General features: G+C 56.8%; 18 protein-coding genes and 1 pseudogene. 9 read left to right on the plus strand and 10 right to left on the minus strand.

The window, feature by feature from the left end; genetic code table 11:
• The first annotated feature begins 39 nt into the window (after positions 1-39).
• Genes WV31_RS13100 through WV31_RS13130 form a run of 7 tightly spaced genes read left to right on the plus strand, consistent with a single transcriptional unit; the run spans position 40 to position 6,603 of the window.
• Positions 40-732: a glycosyltransferase family 2 protein gene (locus tag WV31_RS13100; protein ID WP_085373982.1), complete on the plus strand. Its 693-nt coding sequence runs from the start codon at positions 40-42 to the stop codon at positions 730-732.
• Positions 733-758: 26 nt separating this feature from the next.
• Positions 759-1,238 carry a cupin domain-containing protein gene (locus WV31_RS13105; protein ID WP_085375568.1) on the plus strand — a complete coding sequence of 160 codons (480 nt, stop codon included), beginning with the start codon at positions 759-761 and terminating at the stop codon, positions 1,236-1,238.
• Positions 1,239-1,242: 4 nt separating this feature from the next.
• Entirely contained in the window at positions 1,243-2,487 is a 1,245-nt protein-coding gene (locus WV31_RS13110; RefSeq protein WP_085373983.1) for a class I SAM-dependent methyltransferase, read from the plus strand.
• Positions 2,487-3,548, plus strand: a complete 1,062-nt coding sequence (locus tag WV31_RS13115) for an NAD-dependent epimerase/dehydratase family protein (protein ID WP_085373984.1) — start codon at positions 2,487-2,489, stop codon at positions 3,546-3,548. The genes WV31_RS13110 and WV31_RS13115 overlap by 1 nt, the downstream gene beginning before the upstream one ends.
• A 4-nt stretch (positions 3,549-3,552) precedes the next feature.
• Positions 3,553-4,290 (plus strand): class I SAM-dependent methyltransferase, encoded by a 738-nt coding sequence (locus tag WV31_RS13120; RefSeq protein ID WP_168185942.1) that lies wholly within the window; start codon positions 3,553-3,555, stop codon positions 4,288-4,290.
• A gap of 12 nt (positions 4,291-4,302) precedes the next feature.
• Positions 4,303-5,241: a Gfo/Idh/MocA family protein gene (locus WV31_RS13125; RefSeq protein ID WP_085373986.1), complete on the plus strand. Its 939-nt coding sequence runs from the start codon at positions 4,303-4,305 to the stop codon at positions 5,239-5,241.
• A 3-nt stretch (positions 5,242-5,244) separates the two neighbouring features.
• Positions 5,245-6,603 (plus strand): hypothetical protein, encoded by a 1,359-nt coding sequence (locus tag WV31_RS13130; protein ID WP_085373987.1) that lies wholly within the window; start codon positions 5,245-5,247, stop codon positions 6,601-6,603.
• Here the strand turns inward: WV31_RS13130 and WV31_RS13135 are convergent.
• From WV31_RS13135 to WV31_RS13160, 6 genes are all read right to left on the minus strand, one after another.
• Positions 6,598-7,584 (minus strand): glycosyltransferase family 2 protein, encoded by a 987-nt coding sequence (locus tag WV31_RS13135; protein ID WP_085373988.1) that lies wholly within the window; start codon positions 7,582-7,584, stop codon positions 6,598-6,600. The genes WV31_RS13130 and WV31_RS13135 overlap by 6 nt on opposite strands.
• Positions 7,581-8,342, minus strand: coding sequence for a class I SAM-dependent methyltransferase (locus WV31_RS13140; protein WP_085373989.1), 762 nt, complete (start codon positions 8,340-8,342; stop codon positions 7,581-7,583). Before WV31_RS13140 ends, WV31_RS13135 begins: the two co-directional genes overlap by 4 nt.
• Before the next feature lie 6 nt (positions 8,343-8,348).
• On the minus strand, positions 8,349-9,845 hold the full coding sequence (locus tag WV31_RS13145; RefSeq protein ID WP_085373990.1) for a hypothetical protein: 1,497 nt from the start codon (positions 9,843-9,845) through the stop codon (positions 8,349-8,351).
• 150 nt (positions 9,846-9,995) lie between these two features.
• Positions 9,996-12,113, minus strand: coding sequence for a hypothetical protein (locus WV31_RS21695; RefSeq protein ID WP_145980867.1), 2,118 nt, complete (start codon positions 12,111-12,113; stop codon positions 9,996-9,998).
• Positions 12,114-12,170: 57 nt separating this feature from the next.
• On the minus strand, positions 12,171-12,692 hold the full coding sequence (locus tag WV31_RS13155) for a WbuC family cupin fold metalloprotein (protein WP_085373992.1): 522 nt from the start codon (positions 12,690-12,692) through the stop codon (positions 12,171-12,173).
• 4 nt (positions 12,693-12,696) lie between these two features.
• Positions 12,697-13,788 carry a DegT/DnrJ/EryC1/StrS family aminotransferase gene (locus tag WV31_RS13160; protein ID WP_085373993.1) on the minus strand — a complete coding sequence of 364 codons (1,092 nt, stop codon included), beginning with the start codon at positions 13,786-13,788 and terminating at the stop codon, positions 12,697-12,699.
• A 796-nt stretch (positions 13,789-14,584) separates the two neighbouring features.
• Between WV31_RS13160 and WV31_RS13165 the strand changes: the two genes are divergently transcribed.
• Together WV31_RS13165 and WV31_RS13170 are read left to right on the plus strand one after the other, a co-directional pair.
• A complete protein-coding gene (locus WV31_RS13165; protein ID WP_085373994.1) occupies positions 14,585-16,444 on the plus strand; it encodes a B12-binding domain-containing radical SAM protein in 1,860 nt (619 codons plus the stop codon).
• 174 nt (positions 16,445-16,618) lie between these two features.
• Positions 16,619-16,962 (plus strand): annotated as a pseudogene (locus WV31_RS13170) (transposase); the annotation flags it as partial.
• A gap of 85 nt (positions 16,963-17,047) precedes the next feature.
• Here the strand turns inward: WV31_RS13170 and WV31_RS13175 are convergent.
• The 4 genes from WV31_RS13175 to WV31_RS13190 all read right to left on the minus strand — a co-directional run bounded on the left by WV31_RS13175 (position 17,048) and on the right by WV31_RS13190 (position 22,139).
• A complete protein-coding gene (locus tag WV31_RS13175) occupies positions 17,048-18,160 on the minus strand; it encodes a class I SAM-dependent methyltransferase (protein ID WP_085373995.1) in 1,113 nt (370 codons plus the stop codon).
• Positions 18,161-18,185: 25 nt separating this feature from the next.
• On the minus strand, positions 18,186-19,832 hold the full coding sequence (locus tag WV31_RS13180; protein ID WP_145980868.1) for a B12-binding domain-containing radical SAM protein: 1,647 nt from the start codon (positions 19,830-19,832) through the stop codon (positions 18,186-18,188).
• A gap of 432 nt (positions 19,833-20,264) precedes the next feature.
• Complete coding sequence (locus WV31_RS13185) at positions 20,265-21,470, minus strand: TIGR04372 family glycosyltransferase (protein WP_085373997.1); 1,206 nt, start codon at positions 21,468-21,470, stop codon at positions 20,265-20,267.
• Between the two features lie 3 nt (positions 21,471-21,473).
• On the minus strand, positions 21,474-22,139 hold the full coding sequence (locus tag WV31_RS13190; protein ID WP_085373998.1) for a class I SAM-dependent methyltransferase: 666 nt from the start codon (positions 22,137-22,139) through the stop codon (positions 21,474-21,476).
• Positions 22,140-22,147: the final 8 nt, after the last annotated feature.

Consider the following 22,147-nt stretch of genomic DNA (forward strand, 5'->3'; position numbering starts at 1 on the left):
ATGCCATTCTCCGCAGCGCCGAGGGGCTCGTTCCCCAATATGATCAAGCTTAGTGTCGTTGTGCCTGTCTATAACGAGGAAGGCACCATCATTACATTGCTTCGCAAGATTTCAGATGTCGTCATCGAGGGCGTCGAAGTCGAAGTAATTGTGGTCGATGACGGGTCGAAAGATTCATCACGGCGGCTGCTTGAAGAGAATCCCGGCCTTTATGCCACGCTGATCAGCCAGCCCAACGGCGGCAAGGGCTCGGCCGTCAAGACCGGCCTGCGCGCCGCGACGGGCGACTATGTGCTGTTCCAGGATGCCGATCTGGAATACGACCCGGCCGATTACACCCGGCTGCTGAAGCCCGTGCTGCTGTACAACGCCGACGTGGTGATGGGCAGCCGTTTCATCGCCCCCGAATTCACCCGGGTCTTCTATTTCTGGCACAAGGTGGGCAACGCCTTCATCTCGTTGTTCTTCAACCTGCTGAACAACACCACCTTCACCGACATCTACAGTTGCTACCTGCTGTACCGCCGCTCGCTGATCAACCCCGATCGGCTGGAGACCCTGGGCTGGGAACAGCATGCCGAAATCCTGTCGCGTTGCCTGTCCGGCGCCAAGAGCCTCTACGAGGTTCCCATCAGCTATCATGGGCGCGGCTACGACGAGGGCAAGAAGATCAAGGCCTATCACGTGTTCGCCGTGCTGTGGGCCATCCTGCGCTTCCGCTTCATCCGCTGAACTTTCCCGGCAGAGAGATCAAATCCATGTCCCATGACCATTACCACGACATCGAGCCGGTCACCGAAGAGGAGAAGCTCAGCTGGCCGCCCTTCGACAAGGTGGTCAAGCTCGAGAAGGCCTTCACCGACGCGCGCGGCACCATCCAGCCGCTGGTCGACCGCCTGATGAAGAGCGCGGTGCTGATCGAATCCAAGAAGGGTTCCTTGCGCGCCAACCACTACCACAAGACCGACTGGCACTATTGCTACGTGGTCACCGGTTCCATCGAATACTGGCACCGCCCCACGGGCAGCACCGAAGAGCCCACCCGCATGATCGTCAAGGCCGGCGAGATGGTGTTCACGCCCCCCATGGTCGATCACGGCATGGTCTTCCCCGAGGATTGCACCTTCCTGACGCTCTCGCGCAATTCCCGCGACCAGGCGGCCTACGAGGCCGACGTGGTGCGCATCGATCTGCTGGCCACCGAGGGCCTGACCTCGTGGAAGCCGGGCGACAAGTAAGATCATGGCCGGTTCGCATCATCGCCGCTCCACCTGCCGCCTGTGCGCAAGCCGGCGCCTGACCGAAGTGGTCAAGCTGGTCCCCACGCCCCCGGCCAACGCCTTCGTTCCGGAATCCGAGCTGGGCAGGGCGCAGGAGCGCTTTCCGCTGGACGTGTTCTTCTGCGAGGATTGCGCCCATGTCCAATTGCTGGACGTGGTCGATCCCCGCGTGCTGTTCGAGCACTACGTCTACGTCTCGGGAACCTCGCCGGTCTTCGTGAAGCATTTCGAGGATTACGCCGCCTTCGTCATGGAGCGCTTCAAGCCGGTGGCGGGCGGCCTGGTGCTGGATATCGGCTCCAATGACGGCACCTTGCTGTCGTTCTTCCAGAAGGCCGGCATGCGCGTGCTGGGTATCGATCCCGCCCAGGAGATTTCCGCCACCGCTACCGCGCGCGGCATCCCCACCATCTGCGGCTTCTTCGGCGCCGACAAGGGGGCCGAGATCGCGGCCGGCCACGGCAAGGCCGAGGTGATCACCGCCAATAACGTCTTCGCCCATATCGACGACCTGTCGGGCGTGGTGGATGGGGTGCGCGGCCTGCTGTCGCCGTCGGGCGTATTCGTCTTCGAGGTGTCCTATCTGGTGGACGTGTTCGAGAACACCCTGTTCGACACCATCTACCACGAGCACCTGGACTATCACTCGGTCAAGCCCCTGGTCCGCTTCTTTGCCGCCAAGGGCATGGAGCTGATCGAGGCCATCCGGGTCGGCTCCCATGGCGGAAGCTTGCGCGGCATCGCCCAGTTGAAGGGCGGGGTCCGTCCGGTGGGCCAGTCGGTGGCCGATGCGGTGGCGCTGGAGGAGCGGCTGGGCCTGGACAAGGCCGCGACGCTGGCCAAGTTCGCCGCCGACATCGAGGCGCTGGGCGCCGAGTTGAACCGGCTGCTGCAAACCCTCAAGGGCGAAGGCAAGCGCATCGGGGCCTTCGGCGCCCCGGCCAAGGCCACGACGCTGATGTACCATTTCGGCATCGGGCCGGATCTGGTTGATTTCATCATCGATGATTCGCCGCTGAAGCAGGGCCTGTATTCGCCGGGCATGCACATCCCGGTGGTGTCGTCGGCGGATGGCTTCGCCCGCGAGCCCGATTACCTGGTGATCCTGGCCTGGAACTTCGCCCGGCCGATTATCGAAAAGAACGTCGCCTTCCGTGAGAAGGGCGGCAAATTCATCATTCCCATTCCCAAGGTCGAGGTCGTGTGATGGCCGAGTTTCTGCTGCAGTCCGATATCAAGGAAATCTGCGAACGTCTGGGCGACACCGCCCGCGACTTCGAGGGCAAGACGGTGCTGCTTACCGGCGGCCGCGGCTTTCTCGGCCGCTACTTCATGGAAATCTTCGCCTATCTGAACAAGAATGTGCTGAAGAAGCCGGTGAAGCTGGTCGCCGCCGACAATCTGATCACGGCGGGCAAGGAAGGCGCCAACGTCGCCGAGTATCCCCACACCGAATTCATCCAGCACGACGTGATCCAGCCGCTGAAGTGGAAGGGCGCGCTGGATTACGTCATCCATGCCGCCGGCATCGCCAGCCCCTTCTATTACCGCGCCCATCCCCTGGCCACGCTGGAAGTGGCCATCACCGGCACGCGGCGCATGCTGGAACTGGCCCAAGAGCACGGCGCCCGCTTCACCTTCTTCTCGTCGTCCGAGATCTATGGCGATCCGGACCCCAAGCATGTGCCGACGCCCGAGAGCTATCGCGGCCATGTGTCGTGCCAGGGACCGCGCGCCTGCTATGACGAGTCCAAGCGGGTGGGCGAGACCCTGTGCTACATCTTCCACGGCGAGCACGGCACCAAGACCAACACCATCCGCCCGTTCAACGTCTTCGGCCCCGGCATGCAGGAGACCGACTACCGGGTGCTGCCCAATTTCGCCAACCGCATCAAGGGCGGCCATCCGCTCAACGTCTACGGTTCGGGCAACCAGACGCGCACGTTCTGCTACATCACCGACGCCATGGTCGGCTTCCTGCTGGTGATTCTGCGCGGCGTGCCGGGCGAGGCCTACAACATCGGCAATCCCAAGCCGGAAATCTCCATGGTCGATCTGGTCAACCGCATTTCCCAGGTGCTGGGCAAGCCGGTGGCCCACAACGTCATCGAGTACCCGGATTCCTATCCGGCCGACGAGCCCAACCGCCGCTGCCCCGACATCCGCAAGGCCAAGCTGCAGCTCAAGTTCGAGCCCTCGGTGGACCTGAACGACGGCCTCAAGCGTTTCCTGACCTGGGCCGATGGCGTCTACACCGGCGAGCAGTGAGGCCATGCGCCAGGACGACGAGGATACCGCCGAAGCCGATTTCCGGTATGACGGCGACGATCTCGACGTCCTGGCGCTGATGCCGCGCTATCACCGCTGGATCGTCCGATTCTTCCGCCCCTACCTGGGTGGACGGATGGTGGAATACGGTCCCGGCATGGGGTCTATTTCCACCAAGCTGGTTCGCTTCGCCGAGCAATTGACTCTGGTTGAGCCGGCATCCAACCTGGCCGACCACCTGCGCCGCCGCTTCGCCGGCGATTCCCGGGTCGACGTGGTGGAAGCCCTGCTGGAACGCCATATCGCCACGGTGCCTCCGGCCAGCCTGGACGCGGTGGTGATGGTCAACGTGCTCGAACATGTGGAGCATGACCTGGCCGCCATCACCGCCACCGTCCAGGCCCTGAAGCCGGGCGGCCATCTCCTGATCTTCGTTCCCGCCATGCCGGCGCTGATGAGCCGGCTGGACGTGATGCACGGGCATTTCCGCCGCTATTCCCGTGAGCCGCTGCGGCAACTGGTCGAGCAGGCGGGGCTGGAAATCCAGCTGCTTCACTATGTGGACGTCATCGGCGTGCTGCCGTGGTGGCTGCTCAACACCAAGCTGGGCATCACCACCTTCAGCCCGACCATGATCCGCATCTACAACCTGCTGCTGCTGCCGTTGACCCGCTTCCTGGAGCGGCTGGTCGAGCCGCCGTTCGGCAAGAACCTGGTCCTCGTGGCCCGGCGCAATGGCTGAGGGCGGGGCGCCATGACCCTGCGCCTGGGACTGATCGGGATCGGACGATGGGGGCGCAATTACGTCACCACCTTGCGTCAGATGCCTGGAATCGTCCTGGCCCGCGCCGCCAGTTCCAATCCCGCCAGCGCCGAACTGGTCGGCCCCGGATGCGTCCTGCACCGCGATTGGCGGGAGGTGGCCAGGGCCACCGACCTGGACGGCGTCATCATCGCCACACCGCCCCGGCTGCATGCCGAGATGGCCATCGCTGCCCTGGAGGCGGGCAAGGCGGTACTGGTGGAAAAGCCGCTGACCATGGACGTGGCCGAGGCCGAGTCCATCCGCGCCGCCGCCCGTCGGGCCGATCGTCCGGTGCTGGTCGAGCATACCCAGCTGTTCAATCCGCCGTTCCGTGCCCTGGTCGAGGCCAGCCGCGCCCTGGGGCCGGTCCGCTCCATCCGGTCCGAAGCCGGCGGTCAGGGCCCTTACCGCAACGATGTGCCCGTCTTGTGGGATTGGGGTGCCCACGACGTGGCCATGTGTTTGACGGTGCTGGGGGGTGAGCCAGACAGCATCGCGGTTTGCCGCAGTCGATTCGAACCCAGGCCAGATGGCGCCATGGAAAGCCTGGGACTGTCGTTACGTTTTCAAGGCGGTGTCGTTGCGGAATTGCGCCTGTCCAATTGCGTCGATAAATGCCGCCGCTTCGTGGTCGAGCACGATCAGGCCGTATTGCTCTTCGATGATTGGGCCGAAGCCAAGCTCACCCGCCATTCTCCAGGTGTGGCTTGGCCGGAAGCGGGTGATGGGACACCCCTACCCTGGATCGGAGAGCGGCCTTTGACCGAGGCAATACAACGCTTCGCCACAGCCCTCGCCACGGGCGACACGGAGTCCGAGGGAGTGGATTTGGGCTGCAAGGTGGTGCGCGTGTTGGCCCGTTGCCAGCAGGTGCTGGTGGAGGCCTAGGCGATGGTGGCGGAAAAAGGACGTAATTCTCTAGCCCTTCTGGCGGGCCTTGCCCTTCTCGTCACGGCCATTAGCGCATGGTTGAGCCCAGGCTGGATTCCAAGGATCCTGTTCGTGTTGTCGGGGGGGCTGGTGATCGCCCAGCATCTATCGACGGGGCGTGGTCTGATGCTGATGGCGCCGACCTTCTGGCTGGGGCAACAGGCTGGACTGTTCTACTCCGTCATTCCCGCTCTGATTGAGTGGACCTGGGCCGGTGAAGGGCTGTGGCTTCCACTACACGATGCCCAAATGCAGGCCTATTTCGGGAGCCATGTTGAATCCGAAATAATGCAATTCGCCTGCCTGTGCCTGGGTGCCCAAGTGGCTTTGGGGTTGCTCTGCCAACCGCCGGTTCCCGTTTCTTCGCAGGAAGGAATGCGGTTGCGCTGGACGTCGGTTTTGGCACTAGGACTTGCAGTGATCTGTTTGAGCGAGTGGGCGGTGAGCCGCCTGAGCGGCCCGGCGGCTGTTCAAGCGGCTTTGCATCTGTTCATCCCGGGGTGGATGGCGGCGGGAATGGTCGTGCTGACGTTGCAGGCAACGTGGAGCGGGCAATGGCGACCGCTCTTACTGGTGGCTCCTATCGCTTTAGGGAGCCAGTTCCTGCTTTGGCACGGCAAGCACCCCCTTTACCTCCTGGGCACCCTCCTGGTCTTGTCGGCGTTGAGGAGGCCGTTTCGCAGCAGCCTCAGAATAATGGGGCTGGCGGTGATTGCCTTGCCGCTGTTGCTGGCCGGGGTGACTATGGCTCGCTATGAGTTAAATTATGTTGGAATGGATATGTCTACTTCGCAACGTACCGCCACCTTGGTACGCTATGTCCTAGTCGCCAAGTTGTTGAAGCGTCAAAGCGAGAGTGCTGCGTGTTTGGCAGATGTTCTGGCTGAACATGGTGCCGATGGTGTCGGAGAGCCATGGTACTGGGCGGCGGCACTTGTGCCGCGGGTGTTGTGGCCGGAAAAGCCCTCGTTGTCACTGGGCTCCGATTATGCCGTGGCCTATTGCGGCTATGCCCCCGAGGATGTCGACCGTGGGGGGGCGGGGGTGCACTCGGCCTCCATTACCTTGCTGGGACAGCCAGTGATCCACGGAGGTCTGGCGGGTCTGCGTTTGGCTGAGGCTGGACTGATTCTGACCTTGGCAGGGGCGGCCGTGCTGGCACGTCGCCACCCGGCGGGCTTGGCAGCTATGGCGGCTATGATGCCGTGGTTGATGGATTTCGATCAGGACTTCGCCCTGTATTTGGCCCTTGCGGTCAAGACTCTGCTGCTTCAATCCCCAATCCTACTGTTTGCTGGATGGTGCTGGCGACGGCTATAGCAAGTGCGGCGGGCCGGGTGGGAGTAGTGGCTCGACCTCGGCCACGAATCGTCGATACTCTTGCAGAGGGATCAATGGTACCTGTGTCCTCATGGTGATAACGATAAACACCATGATCAGAGTTGTAATGATCATCTGAAATAGAAGCACCAACAGCAAAGCGACTATCTGAGAAGTCCATCCCAGGATTGGGAGATCGGTAAAAAATTTGAGACCGACGACCACCCCCATCAGCGTCAAGACGGTGAGTGCGGTGCCTACGGTCGCCAGCAGGATTCGGACGCCGACGATTTCCGAATGCACCGCAAAGCCGGAAAGGGCGTGCAGAACCAGGGATACTAGGCTCATATTGCTCTTGCCGGCGTAACGGACGCCTCTATCCGAGGGAATGGAGCCATAGGAAATGCGGGACCGCATAATGGCCGCCGGATAATGGCTCCATAATTCGGATACCGAGGCTAGGCGGCGTAATAACTGGCGAGGGATCACGCTAAAATTGCCAATAGCGATAGGCATACCGGTCAGCACTTGATAGAGGGCCTTGTAGGCCGAATACCATATGGTAAAGACTAGGCCTTCCGAACGTTTTGATCGGGCAGCAAAGATGATCGAGCGACTGGTGCTAGCCTCACAGGCCTTAATCAGGTCTGGAATATAGGCCGGATTGTCTTCGTGATCCGAATCCATAACAATAACATGGTCGGCGGGTTGGTGCTCGGCAACATAGGCTAGTCCCACCGCCAAAGCCCGCTGATTGCCCAGATTGCGGGCTAAATTAAGCGAGGTTACACAGTCAATGGATTCCATGCCAAGCCTTTGCACGACAGCACGGCCCTCCTGGCTGGTGGAGCCGTCGTCCACCACTACGACCCGGCCTCTGCGGTTGATTGCTGTTAATTGCGCATCAATAAGGGGTAGCAGCGCGGCGACGCAGGGCCAGTCGTTGTAGGTGGCCATCAGGATTGTGACGGTAGGGGTCATGATCCGCTCCTCAGAACCGCGATCAGGCTGACTCCGGTAGTGTAGGGATGGGCGCTGCCGGCCAGCGCTGCTGACAGTCGCTTGCCTTCACCGCCGAACAGGCTGGCCAGCAGAGTATTGATCGGGGCCGGTGGCAGGGCAAAATCGGTGCCGTCACGGCCAGCGGTGCGGGTCAGCAGCTTGCCCAACTGCCGGGCCAGCCAGATAGGGGGGAACAGGCGGGCGTTGAAATAGGAAAGAAGGCGCGGCTGTACATCCAGACCCTGCCACACCGCCTGTAAGGTATCGGCCTCATAGCGGCGGAGATGCTCGGCCACGACGTCGTGGTCACTCCAGAGATCCGGCCGCGCCGGTACGGTGACCAGGATGTGCGCGCCCGGCCGGGCAAGATCGACCAAATCGGCGAGAAAGCCTCGGTCATCGGGCACATGCTCGAGTACGTCCATCAGCAGATAGAGACTGGTGGCATCCCTTTCCTCGAGCAGTGCCTCGGGCATCTTTCCGCAAATAAAGCGAGTTTCGGGATATTTACGACGTGCCACCTCGATGGCCAGCGGCGAGGGGTCGACGCCGAGTGTGGTGTAACGCCTGGATAGGGGCGCGATGGTCCCTCCGGTGCCGCAGCCGACATCGATCACTTGCCCGGGATTTTCGGCGAGCAATTGTTCGGCCAAGGGGTAGACCGCTTGTCGGCGGCCTTCGAACCACCAATGGCGATCCTCCAATTCGGCGTGCAGGCGAAATACTGTATCATCCATGAGTGTCTAGTCCCGGCGGCGGAATACATTGAAATCATCACAAGCGCTGGCGTCGTAAGAATAATGGTCGGCGAGAGCGGCGCCATCAAGCGTGGCCGGCGGAGGGGTGCCGCCAATCAAAAGGGTGGCGAAATAGCCTGATTGGAGCAATCCGCCAATCCCGCCTCGTTCGAACGGCTTGCCGATGGCCCGCTCGGCCTCGTATTGCCAGGACAGCACAAAATTCGGGTTATCCTTCAGCATCCATGGCAGGTGCAGGTAGGGCCAGTCGGCATAGATCGGCCGCGCCGCGCCCTCGCTGCATCTCAGGCCGTTGAGGACGTGCTGGTGCTGAGTCTGCAGGGAAATGACGCCGTTGAATCCGGCGAGCAGGCTGATCAAGGCGGCGGACAGTCCCAGCCAGCCGGCGCTAAGGATCCCCTGTGCCGGACGGGGGACCTTTCCTTCGGCGGATAGATGGCCCAGGAGGCAGAGCAAAAGTAGGGCGAGGTAGAAGGATGCCGTGAAGAAATAGTTTTCTGCTGCGCCGGTGTGAAAATTGCCGACGGTGGCCATGCTTGTGGACAAGGTGGCCGCCAGGGTTGCGAACAGGGCGCGGTCGTCGGCAAAAAAAGACCGGCGCCTGGATGAATCAGCAAGCAGCAGGACCAGGGCGACAGGCAAAGGCGCCACAATGGGCAGCACCTTCACCATGACCATGAGGAGGTTGTGCAGGCCCTGTCGGGCCGAAAACACCAAGGTAAAATCACTCAACAGCACGTCAAGGCGATACAGCGCGCCTCCCAGCGCCAGGGTTACCGACCAGGCGCATCCCATGACCGCGCCGAGAATGGCGGCAAGGCCCCATTCTCGGCGGAACATTAGAAACAACCCGATGGCCCCGACGGTGTAGACGCTGTTTTGCTTGAAGGACCAAGAAAGGTAGCAGAACAAGGCGGCTGAAAGTACGGCGGCAAGGCGTCGGCTTGGCCATAGGCCGATAAACACGGCTGCAGCCGCCATCTCCAGAGCCATTGCCCCCGGGTCAGAGCGCACCGTGATATCCCAAAAACCCATCAGAGGGCCGAACCCCAACAGCAGGGCGTATGCCTCCGGCAAACCCCGTAGGGCCGGGCCAGCCGCAGACGTCTTCAAGGGCTGGGCGAAATGCCAGCGAGCCAGAAGCGAGGCCGCGGTGACGATCATGAGCGTCATACCGCGGGCGACCCAGGGCAGCCAAGCCTCGTCCAGGGCAAACAGCTTGAGAAGCATGGCGGTCCAGGCGCCGTAGCTTTGGTAGAAGAGCCAGTTGTAAATGCTGGCAGCGTAGGGAATGGCTAGGCGGTCCATATAGGCGGGCAGGTCATGGATAACCCGCCATACGATCAGCAGCGATTCCCACTCGGCGCCACTGGTAATAACGTGCCAGGGGTCGCCGAAATGAAAATTGGCCGCAATTCGCGCAAAAATCGCTGAGAGGCTAAGAACGCAGGCAATCAGCGCGGTCAAGCGGACAGCGAGCATAATGACTCCAGAAATGGCGCCAAGAATTGTAGCGGCTTGGCGGCGTAGGTGCGACGAGAACGCACAGGCACTGATTCGATCACGGACCGGCAATTTTGCGACGGCATAATGCCAGATGGACTTACCCGAGCCCAACACCCGATTGGCCGGTCATTTCCTTTCACCCGTCGGGGAGGGACCTTTCGCCTCCCGCTCACGACGGAGTGCCGTGATGTCCAGGCGTTTCATGTCCGAGATATCCCGCAATCTGCATGCAGGATGAAAGATATCAAACCTATTCGTAATACGGACCTGAATTTTGCCCTTAAATAATATACCGGTCTCCATCAGGTTCGCCCGAAACAAATATACGTCATCACCATCAACATACAGACAGCGAGAGAACTGAATTGGTATAATAACAATACTTGTTCCGGTGGATCCGGCGGCCAGGTCAATTTTAGAGTCCGCATTGAATACAATTTCCGAAAAAGTAGCCTTTGTCAGGGGGGTGGCATCAATGTCACCATTTTGAACAATTACGTTATTGCGGTAGTCCATATCGCCTTCAGCCATTCTTGATATAGCTTCACTGGCGCTGTTGACGGGAATGATATTCGTCGGGCTGTAGTTTCCGTAATTATAATCCGGCCACTCGAAAATATAGAAATCCTGCCCCCTCTCATCAGTGAAATGCCCGATGGGCACGCCCTCGGACAGGGGGGTGTTGCTGATCACCATGCGGACGCCCAATGCCTTCATAAGTGCGGGATTGATCCGCCTTGGGATCAGGAGATTGCGCATATGGTTGTCGCCCCGCCCCGCCAGAATCCGGGAAACGACGAGATAGGATGGCGAGGTGACGAGTTGGCTGTACTCCTCGAGGGTGGGAATGCCCTGCCGCCACAAGGTTTCCAACTGGGCTATTTTCGCATTCGAGAACGGTCGGGATACCGCCAACTCTCCTGAATTAAACCCGATCATGGATGCTGTGGCACCTCGGAACGGCTGGCCCGGCTGGATCCGTAACGGATCGAGCGTAGAAAGCAGTTCACCGGGAAGTGTGGTGGGAAGCGCGCCCGGCACCGGCGGCATCGGCTGCGATGACGGCTTGAGCATGACAAGTGCGGGGACAAACGTGGCCGCCCAGATCATTTTGCTGACAGGGGCGGGCAGGATTCCCTCGCCGCTGGTTCGGGCGGCATAGTCTCGGATGATCCGGTACCAGCCGACGCAGCCTGCAATTATGGAAAGGTGTACAGCAGCCACCTCAAAATATAGAGGCAGTGGCAGAAGGGCCCAGTTCGTATTGCTCAGGCCATAAAGCGCTGTAATTGCGGCGATGAAACTGATTTGTCCGAGGCCGGCCCAACCGATCTTGCGAGAAGATCTTCCGCCAAAATAGATCAAAAGACAACACCCAAGTGCTGATAATATATAAATTATAGCACCATATGTTGATGTGTATAACGCTATGACTTGAAAAGATCTGTCTTCTTCAAATCCCATCTCGCTTGAAAATACGTTTCGTGCACTATACCCAATCAATCCGTACAGGTACGTTGCCGGTATGGCGAATATGGATAGTGATACAGATGCTGTAATTATCAATGATGTACAATTACCAATAATGATTGCCGCTATAGCATAGCAGATTAAGAACGGCGCAACAGTTACCGCCATGACGATGAACCAAAGTGGATCACATATAACGCCATAAATAAGAATAGCGCCGACAGCTAATCCAAGTAAAGCGGCTGTTGTTTTGCTCTTATTTGAGCTATAATGGATTATAGCAATGACGAAAAGAAGAATGCCGCCAGTAAAGGCAAAATTTGAATTAAGGCTTATAACTCTGGAGGCAAAACCAAGAATATTTCCGGCGGGAGTGCAGGCGATAACTGCAACGCATTGTGCTGCAATTGACGCTGGGAGCCGTGGCAATCCGAATGACAAAGATAAAAAATATAGAAAAATGCACATAGCAAAAAATGTAATTGCATTAACTGCAAACACAACGTCATTTCCTGATAAAAACTTGTATACTATAAATACAGGGTTAACCCACACGTTCATTGTTAAAAATACGCCGCCATCTCCCTGAAAAAAATTGGTTGTCAATGATTTTATGGCGGTTGTCCATATAAATGACTGCTTGACCAGAGTAATATAAAGCGCTCCATCGTCACTCTGAAATATTGAAAAATTTTTCGATCCGACAACAATTGATGTTGTGATTATCGAAATAATAAAAATGGCATGCTTATGGACAGATCTAGACAACATCATGATTATCCTTTAAAATAATGACACTCATGAAATGGAGTGTTGCCAGATATCGGTAAATTACCAAGCTTCGCCCATTAATTTTATAATGAATGCGTCGCATTCTTGGGCTGGAGCATCATCTGTAGGCGACCACGGCCCAAATATCGTCTCTTCTCGGTGGAATGGCCCGTTGGTGGTTTCATGGAATACCACCAAGTCCGAGGTCGGCACCACCGTATGATAAAGCGGCTGCGACAATCGATAGAAGAACGGCTTGGCCGGATCGTCGGCGGCCATGTCGATTCTCTCGGTTACGACCCCGTCTTCGTCAAGGATGAACACCGACAGGCTGCCTTCGATCAGATGGAAGGATTCGCTTTTTCCGGGATGGCGGTGCGGTCGGACATAGGCACCTTTGGCGTGCACGATCAGCATTTCGTGCAAGATATCGCTGGTGTCGGCGTGGGCACACAGCCGGACCCGCTTGCGCGGGTTCTCCATGGCCAGCTCCTTTAGCCAGGCAATGGCCGCCCGATCAACCTTGGTTACCGCAACGGTGGAGTAGACCACCTCGGCACTGACGCGCTTATGCGGGATCATCTGCCTAGCGACCGAAGAAGCCACGCAATGCGGCGACTACTGCCTCGCGCTGCGCCGAGGTGACCTTTTCGCTTACCGGCAGGCACAGGGTGCGCTTGATCAGGCGGTCGGCATTGGGGCAGGCCGAGCGACAATCCTGGTAGGCGGGCTGGTGCGGCATCAGTGGGTTGTGCTGCACTTTGGTTTCAATGCCCTGGGCGGTGAGGTGGCTTTGCAGCTCGTCGCGGCGATCGGTCTGGATTTGGTAGGTGTAGGCCACATCCCTGCACCCAGCCTCGCGCCGTGGTACGCGGACGACGTCGGAGAGATGGGCGTCGTAAAAGCGCGCCGTCTCCTCACGGGCGGCGAGAACCCGCTCGTAGCGATCCAGCCGCTTGAGCATCATCGCGGCCTGAACGGTATCCAGGCGGCCGTTGTGGCTGACGTAGTGACAGAATTCGCGGTTGATCAGGCCATTGTATCGCAAGGCTTCGATCTTGGCGCGTAGTTCGGGGTCGTCCGTCAGAATCATGCCGGCTTCGCCCAGCGAAGCGAAGGCCTTCATGGAGTTCATCGAGTAGCAACCAACCTTGCCCCAGGTTCCGGCCTTGTGTCCGTGCCGGCTTGCACCAAAAGCCTGCGAGCAATCCTCCACCACCAACAGACCTCGCAGGTCGGCGATGGCCATGATCTCTTCCATCCGGCAGACTTTGCCCGACCAGTGGACCGGAACGATGGCCCGGGTCTTGGGCGTGATCAGCGATTCGATGGTGGCGGGATCCAACTGAAGGTCGTCGTCGATGTCGGCGAAGACCGGCATGGCGCCGTTCAGCCTGATGGCATTGGCTGTGGCGATGAAGGACAGTGGCGTGGTGATCACCTCGTCACCGGGACCGATTCCAAGCGCGCGGAAGGCCAGCAGCAAGGCGTCAGTGCCAGATCCGACGCCGGCGGCATACTTGAGCCCGATATAATCCGCCACCCGACGTTCGATTTCCGCCACCTCGGGGCCCAGCATGATTCGGCCATGCCTTAGCACGGCTTCTACGGCGGCAATAAGTTCGGCGCGCTCCTCGTCGTCGGTGACGCGTAAGTCGAGGAAGGGGACGGTAATCATGTCAAACTCTTGTCAGGAGGGGGCGTCGAACGATAATGGTTGGGAAATTTTGATTCAATGGGGAAAGTGACGCGGATGAAAGGCAATATAACGGCTGCCGAGGAGATGTGGAGGCCTCTCGACCTGTTCCCCTGATTGACCCCGGTCAGAGGGAGAGTTTCGTCTTCGTTCGTGCGGACCGATCCGAGCGTCGATGGTAATTGTGGGCTGGGGCAGTATTTTCCCGTGTAGCCGGTTCTCCGCGGGCACAACTGGCCCAACGCATTAAACCTTGATCCCAGGTCTCGCGGAAATCCCACGCCGTGTCGGCCTCGGATGGCGCGTCGCTGAGATGAAGCCGGTAGAACCGATGCCGGGTCAACCGATCCCATACAGGAAGGGACATCTGCTTCGGCGAGTGGCGATGCAACCCTTGCTGCACCGGAATCTTGAAGTAGAGGGTCAACTCGAAGCCGGGCCTTTCACCCTTCGAAGGGTCTGAGCGCCGAAGCGCCTTGGCCGGCGCCGCTCGACGCGAATCCTCCGCTCCAATTGCCTCGGAGAATTGCCCTCTGCCGAAGGAGTGTTAAGGCCGTGCTTGAAATTCCGGAAGCCAGACAGCTCCTTTATTCGCGCTTTCCCGCCCACCCGGAGGTGAATCACTAAACCATCGGACGTCCAGCTTCCGGAGGACCGACCCAAACGCCCTTGGAGGGATATGGATATAGCGCTTGATGTAGTATTGGATTTCGTGGTAGAATTGAAATCATATTTGTAGCTTGCGCCGTTCGGCGTGGAGAGGCTCTAGGAGCAATAAATGAAAGTCTTGTTTCTCACCAACCGCTCTCACTCGAAAAGGTCTGCGGCTACTGGTGGGCCGAAAATGGGTGTTATGGCCCTTATATTTTGGATGAAAAAAAACGGCTATACCGACGAAAATTATGAATTTCTTGATCTTGAGTTGCTGCGCCTGTCCGACGACGAAATTCGTGCCGCGCTGGCGGAGATAAAGCCCGACATTGTCGGTATCAGCGCCACTGTTTCTAATCAATATATCGATTCGAAGATTATTGCCCGCATTTCGCGGGACGTGTTGCCTAATTCGCTCATTGTCTTGGGTGGTAATTTGTCAGCTGCGGCGGACGTTGTTCTCCATAGAACGAACGTTGACGTCGTTGTTGTCGGCGACGGTGAAATTCCATTTTTATCACTTCTCAATACCTGTAAGCCGATTTTGGAAAGCAACGGTGTTCCGCGGGATCAGGAGAATTGGATCGAGCTTATTTCACGGATCCCAGGGCTTGCATATTTGAACGCGAACAAGAAGTTTTGCTTTAATGGCTATCCGCCAGAGATCCCCGCTTCGGAAATGGAGATGCCGGATATCGACATCACCATTCGCAGCGTCCGTGGCGACCTCGCCTTATTGGAAGAGTATGGGCTGCTCTCCGTCAATTTGGCAGATGTCACCAAAGACGGTGAAAGTCGGGTGCTCAAGGGCGTCTCACTCTTTCCAACAAAGGGCTGTGTCGCTCACTGCACGTTCTGCCAGCGTGCGACAAAAGGATTCCGCGTCGTAAATTTGGAGAAGGTTGAAAAATTTCTGATCCAGATGAAGGAGCGCTTCGGTATAGAATATGTAGATGTTGATGGTGAGCATTTTGGAGCCAATAAGGAGTGGTCATTTAATTTTGCACGTTTGATGAAGAAGCTTAATTTATATTGGGCCTCAACATCGTTTAGGGCGGACTCTTTTGATTTGGAGCAGATGAAGTTCCTCAGAGAGCATAATTGTGTTCGGGGAAGCTGGGGCTTCGAATCGGGAAGTGTGCGGATTCTTAACCTTATGGAAAAGCGCATCCGTCCCGAGCAGCAGGTCGCCTGTATGCGCAATCTGATCAATGCTGACATTATGCCGCATAGCGTCAACATCATGCTTGGCTATCCGGGTGAAACGGATGAGACGGTTGCTGAAACCGGCCGGGTGCTCGGCGAGATGTGCTACATTGTGGGATATCATCCCTCCAAACTGGCATCCTCGTTCCTGATGGTCTGGTGGGTTCAACCCTTCCATGGCACACCGCTTTACGATTATGCCAAGGCCACCGGCGCGATGGAGGAAAGCATCGATGCCGATGAAGGTGTTCTGATTTCGATCTACGACTACAAGTACAATGTCGGTCGCGGTAATATGGTCAACATCAATGGCGCCCCGATTAAGGAAATGCTTTTCTGGGAGCACCTTCTCAGAAATGAAGCTGCACGCAAATTTGAAGAGTTAGATCGTGCCAAGAAAGCAGTTCCAACATGGCAGGGTAAATATTACTTTGAAATGGAAAAAAGGAGTGCCGGTTATGGTACACCTAGGCGGTTTATTAGGGATATAATTACGGGGTGGGCACCCAACCTAATTTATTCGATTCTTCCTCGGAAGCTTGTCTATGGGGTTCTTCGAGAGGCCCAGCACTTGCTCTACAAGAAGAAATCTCTTCAAGAGGACGCTTCTCTCCAGAAGGGACCAGGGCAGTGGATCAAGGCCAAGTCTCGTCTGAATACGGATGACATGCCCTTGCAGTGGAATGTCTCATCCTCACTGCGAGGAATGACGAGGAAGGGGCTGGCGGCAGAGTTGAATTCGGTCGGTGCCGAGCTTCGCCAATTGCGGGATGCGCGCTGACAAGCCGTCTTCAAAGTGTCGCGCCTTCGAATATCGGATAGATGATCGCGCCATCGGCGTTGTCCTGATTCGCCCTGGAATCTTTGACCTGTTCTGATGTGCCCCCGGGAAACTGGATCGTTTTGAGTTAGAGTTTTCGGATCGGATTTCCCGGCTGGGGAAGGAAGATCGGAAATGAAGGCATCGAAGTTCACGGACGCGCAAAAGGCGTTCATCCTGAAGCAGGGCGTGGACGGCGTCCCGGTTGCGGAGATTTGCCGCAAGGCCGGGATCAGCTAGGCGACGTACTTCAACTGGAAGCGAAAATACGACGGGCTGTTGCCGACCGAGATGCGGCGGCTGCGTCAGCTGGAAGAGGAAAACTCCCAGCTGAAGCGGATCGTCGCCGACCTGACGCTCGACAAGGAAATGCTGCAGGACGTCATCCGCCGAAAAATGTGAAGCCTGTTCTCAAGCGCAAGCTGGTTGACGGTATTTGCGGGGAATGGGGTGTGTCGATCCGGCGGGCCTGCCGGGTACCAGCCGGCCACCGTGACAGAACGCCGGAAACTCCAGCCTCCGGCGATCCAAAGTCCGGCGGCACATCAAAAGGCAGGTCACAGGTCATATCAGGACAAATTTTCCACGATACACTCTCGAAAATCGATCGCGGATTCGATGCGCCGTTTCGCCATAGGGTATGATTAGAGTGTCTGCATCAGTCAAATAATCAGGACCAAAGACCGGTTTCCTCCGAAAGTTATGACCGACAACATTTGGGTTCTCATCGACAAAAAATTTAATTTTTTCTCCGATGATGCTGTCGACGAATGTCGCTTCAAATGTCGTTCCCAGGACGCCAACGTTGTCATCATCGAATACGGCGCTCCGCAAGGCATCGGCCGCGGAAACCAGGTAGTCACGGGCTTTATAGACGTCGCAATCGTCTTCCAAGCCCTTCATAAGCCTGCTGCCGTCCCTAACCGCCATTCCCAGAATGTCGCGAGGAAACCAAGGCGTTGAGAGTGTCTCGAAGCGATATCCGTGCTGTGCAAATATATTTCGGAGTATGGCGGGGGTATAATGATAATACAGATCACCAAGAAGCAGCGACGTCGGCTTCATCGTGAAGTTGGGAACCTGCACAAAAATTCGGCCATTTTCAGTGAGAAATCTATCGAAATGTCTAAAAAGATTGTGGATATCACGAATGTATTGAAGCGAATGTGACAACACAACAAGATCAAAAGTTCTGTTGATCTGTTCAAGACACCCAGACACAAAGGAATATTTTTCATCAGTTGGAAATTGTTTGCGCATGCCCTCCGCGACGTCGAATCCGACCAGGGTTACATCAGTCAACTTCGCATCAATCGCCCTCAACAACGTGCCGTCAAAGCATCCGATATCCAGCACCGAACGAATATCTTTCGCCGTTGCGGCCAAAAGTTCGGCTTGCAGAAACTGATGGGTAACCGGGCTGGCGAATTCCGGAACGATGACGCTATGACTGCATTTTCGAGTTTCAGCGTACGAAGGGTCACGATACGAGGCGGAAATTGCGTCAAGTTTCTCGCCTTCCGTCTGGTATCGGACAAGGGAGCAGCAGGGGCAGCGGGACAGATGGACAGGTCCAAGGCCGATTGTCTCGAAATCAAGATGTCGGATCGGCGCAAAGTTCAGTTGTAGGCTTTCGGTCGCCGCGCTTTCGCACCCAGGGCAGGTGTTAAATTCCATTATTCGCCATTTTCCCTATGCGCAATCATGATCTGATTACGGTTTGCTCTTGAGATTGCGCGCCTTCGAGAGAGTTTTTCTGGCAGAGTTGGTTGAAAATGTCCTCGAAATAGGCGACGGCGTCATCCCGCTTGAGCAACTTCGCGATTGCGATGAACGAAGCCAAGCCCACAAAGAATTTCGGCAGGATCCCCGTGCTCCAGCGGGTATCTGCACGCAATCTCAGGATTTCCTCATCTGTCGCCGTTTCAAACTTATCGATAACAGACGCAACAACGGGATCAAGGGGATGAACCTTGTTGTTGATTTTCACGATTTCTCCCGTATAGGGATTTTTCCACTCTCGCCTGTCAAACGAGTATTGAGGATTGGATGTGATCGGCGCGCCATAATCGGCGAACATATAGGTGGTGCACCCGACCTGCGCACCTTCCCGGATGAATCTGGCCGCCGTCATCATGGTATCGAGCATTTCATCCGGCGTTGATTCCGGAATGGCGAGGATCAGCAAGATTTGCGGAACAAGCCCAGCCGCAAGGATGGCATCCAGCACATCCGTGCAGTCTTTTCTTGAAATATTAATCTTGTTCACCGACGGAACATGAAGCAATCGATCGCTGAATGTTTCCACGCCGGAAGAGATGTTCACAAAGCCGGCCGCCTTCATGGCGTTGAGGAGATCATAGTCGATCACTCTCTTGCCCTCATGTGCGGTAATGAAGCTGTCGACACGCGCCATGCAGTGGAAGACAACCTCCTCAGGCAATTCCCCTTTCTTCTTCGACTCGATCAGGAGGGTGCAAAGCCGAGAAAGTCGATCGCGGCCTTGCTTCGCGATAACGAAGTTATCGCATCCAAAGAAGAAGCTATCCGCGCCATAGCGCTTATGGAATGCAAGAACCAGCTGATGAATTTTCTCAGCTGAAAGCATAACAATTTTCTGGGCCTTCGAGTTCTGTGCGGCCGGCAGAAAATACTGAGACGAACAAAATGCACATCTGAGAGGGCAGTGACTGGTAGCATAAATGCGTATATTCTTGATTCTAAAAACAAGTTTGTTGAATTCAAGCGAGCTTATCTTCTTTTCATTATATGCCCAGAATTTTTCATAAGGAATATTTGCTTCCAGCATACAATCGTAATTTAGAATATCAAATTCTTCCTGGGTAATGGCGGGCTGGGGATTGAAGACCAATTTCCTCGCCTCGTCCAGGTAAGCCGTGCCCGAAATGCCCTTGCAGATTTCGGAAATACTGGCTGCGGGGTTGGCATCGATCTGCTGGCACAAAGCCAGCATTGGCCGTTCTCCATAGCCAAGTACACAGATATCGATGCCGCCCTCTTCCAGCCACTGGCGGGTGTTCATGGCGGCCTGCTGGCCGCCGGCAATCATGAGGCAGCGGAAAGGAAGTTTGCTTGCCGCCTCCTTGCATGCCCAGATCAGGTCCAGATCCTTTTCCATTTCGTAGGTAGAGACGCTGAACCCGACGATGGCGTAATCACCCTCGCGAATCCGTTCGAGATAGTCGTCGAGCTCATCCAATTCGAGATCGGCGACATCGGCCTCGAAGCCGCGATTTTTCAGGTACGAAGCGATACGGAAGAAGCCCAGGTGGGCGGCAGGGTAGCCCCCCTCCATCGCCGAGCGAATTGAAATAAGCAGAATCTTCACAGACACACCTCGCAGAAAGCAAGCTCCGACGGAACGACATCAAGACGTAATCATGAAATAAAAGTAGTAAAGTGTAATCAATCTGCATGCAAATTAAGTATGTAATTTATATGGCTTGAGCAGGCCATCCTAAGCATGACAGGCATAATGCCATAATATATGTAGGTATATCTGGCTATTGTACCGCTTTCGGCGGGATTGAAACAACATGAATCGCGGATAGAACGTGCGCCATCCTTCTATACATCCGGATCCGGCGGTTCCATCACAATGTCGTGGTGTGCTCGATGCCTCGAGACCGCCCTTCGTCCGACTGGTTTCGGCCTCAGGGCGAGGCGTTGGCCAAAGCAGAGCGGTCTTGGGTGCCACGAGTCTCGTCCCTGTTCCAGGGGGCGGCACCGGCATGTGGGCTCCTTTCCCTGCCACCAGGCATCAGCTTTCGATCAATCTGCGATATTTCAATGCGAAACGCGGACCGATGGACGGCGAGTATTCGCTGTAATTTTTCGTTCCCTGATAGAACATCGCGTAGAGTTGTTGCAGTCGCTGCGCTTCCAGAGGCACCTCAGTCCCGTTGCAGAAATCGATCATATCCAGAGCGAAATCGAGGATGTCTTCGGGCAGATTCTCTCTCCACTCAAGCCCGTGATCGTGGAGGTATTGGTTCATGGATCTTCCCTGTTCCGGCTTATTGTGGAACAAACCCATATCGGCTGCCCGCCGGAAGGGTAGAGGCTGATCCCCCGCCAGCGGATAGAGAAGTTTCGGGATGTAACGGGCGTAACGACCCATCGGCACAAAGCAATACGGCACGTAATTGGCTAGGCCGTGATATTTGTTGAATATTTGAGGGACCTGAGCGATGCCCGAATCACAGCCAAAATAGAACCGGCAATGGGCTGGCAGGTAGATATCCATGAAATCGCTACGGAAATGGGTGGCGTAATCAATAATGCGGGGATCAAGCCCCTCGGGCAGCGGGCGTTCCACCTTCGCCCCCAGGCGCAGTACATAGCCCCCCTGCTTGGCGATATAATCTGCAGCCGGAAGATAATTCTCGATGGAGCAGTTTCGGTGGTCATTGGCGCCACCGCTTTCAGTCGGATAGCCCATGGATTGGAGATAGGCCTGGTCGCGGGTATGCAGACAGACAAACCAGTCGCTGGCGCCGACCCCCATGCGTTCTAGTTCGGATCGGCCTCGCCGTTCCTCCTCGGGCAAGAATGACAGAGACGGCGCGGTCAGAGAGAACTCACGATGTTCGTCGCTTTTGCTGATGACGGGGATGAAAAAGCGGGTGCGCGCCAAAAACTCCCTCAAGGTGGCGAACATCCACTCCAGCCATGGGCTGACGACGGTCGGATTCTTGCGCGCAAACATCATGACCAACTGCCGATTACAGGGATTGGTGGCCAGGAAGATCAGGGTCGACCGCGCGGGCTTGCCGTTAAGCGCGAAGCGACGGAGAAACAGGTCGGTATCCATGGCCAAATGCCCAATACGGCCATCAAGCAGCCATATGAAGCGCAATTTATGGAATGGCTCGATCAGCCACAGAGCGCCAAGCCAGAATGGAACCACAAGCCAGCCCACGGCCGAAAGTGCCGCCCGGATCACGCGCTTAGCCAATAATTTCATGGTTCACTCGAAATAGATGAAGCCGTAATCGCCGGTATAGCCGGCCTGATCGTATAGCCACTTCCAGGATTCGGGGCGATGGAAGGATTCGCAGGTGAGCTGCCAATAGAGCAAGTTAGCCTTCTCGCGCTCATCGCGGTAGGACTCGACCATGATGTATTTACGATGGTCCCTGCCCACCCTTTGGATTTCCCGGGCGGCCTGAACCACGCCTTCGACCGGCAGGTTGTGCAAGGTTCCAAGGCTGATCACCAGATCGAAGGAACTGTCGGGATAGGGCAGGGAGCGGGCATCCCCCAGGGTCAGAAACGGCTTGACCTCTTTCTTGGCATGCTCGGTGCCGTAAGCTGAGATATCCAGGCCGGCGATTTCGATACCGGGAACCACCTGGGTGAATTCGTAGAGTAGGAAGCCCTTGCCGCAGCCGACGTCCAGCACGCGCATGCCCGGCTTCAGGCCGTAATGGATGGCCATGTCCTCGGCGACGACACGCCAGCGACCATCATAGCGCATACCGCCATAGCCGTATTGGCGTTCCCCGTCCCAATAATCGTGCCCCCACTGCTTGGCGATCGCGGCGCAGTCGGCCTTGTCAAAATCCACCACACGCTGGACGTAGTTCCGGCTGGTGCGGGTATGGAGCTTCTGGATGAAATCGATCTGGGCCATAGTATTCC

The organism is Magnetospirillum sp. ME-1 (assembly GCF_002105535.1).
Classification (GTDB): Bacteria; Pseudomonadota; Alphaproteobacteria; order Rhodospirillales; family Magnetospirillaceae; genus Phaeospirillum.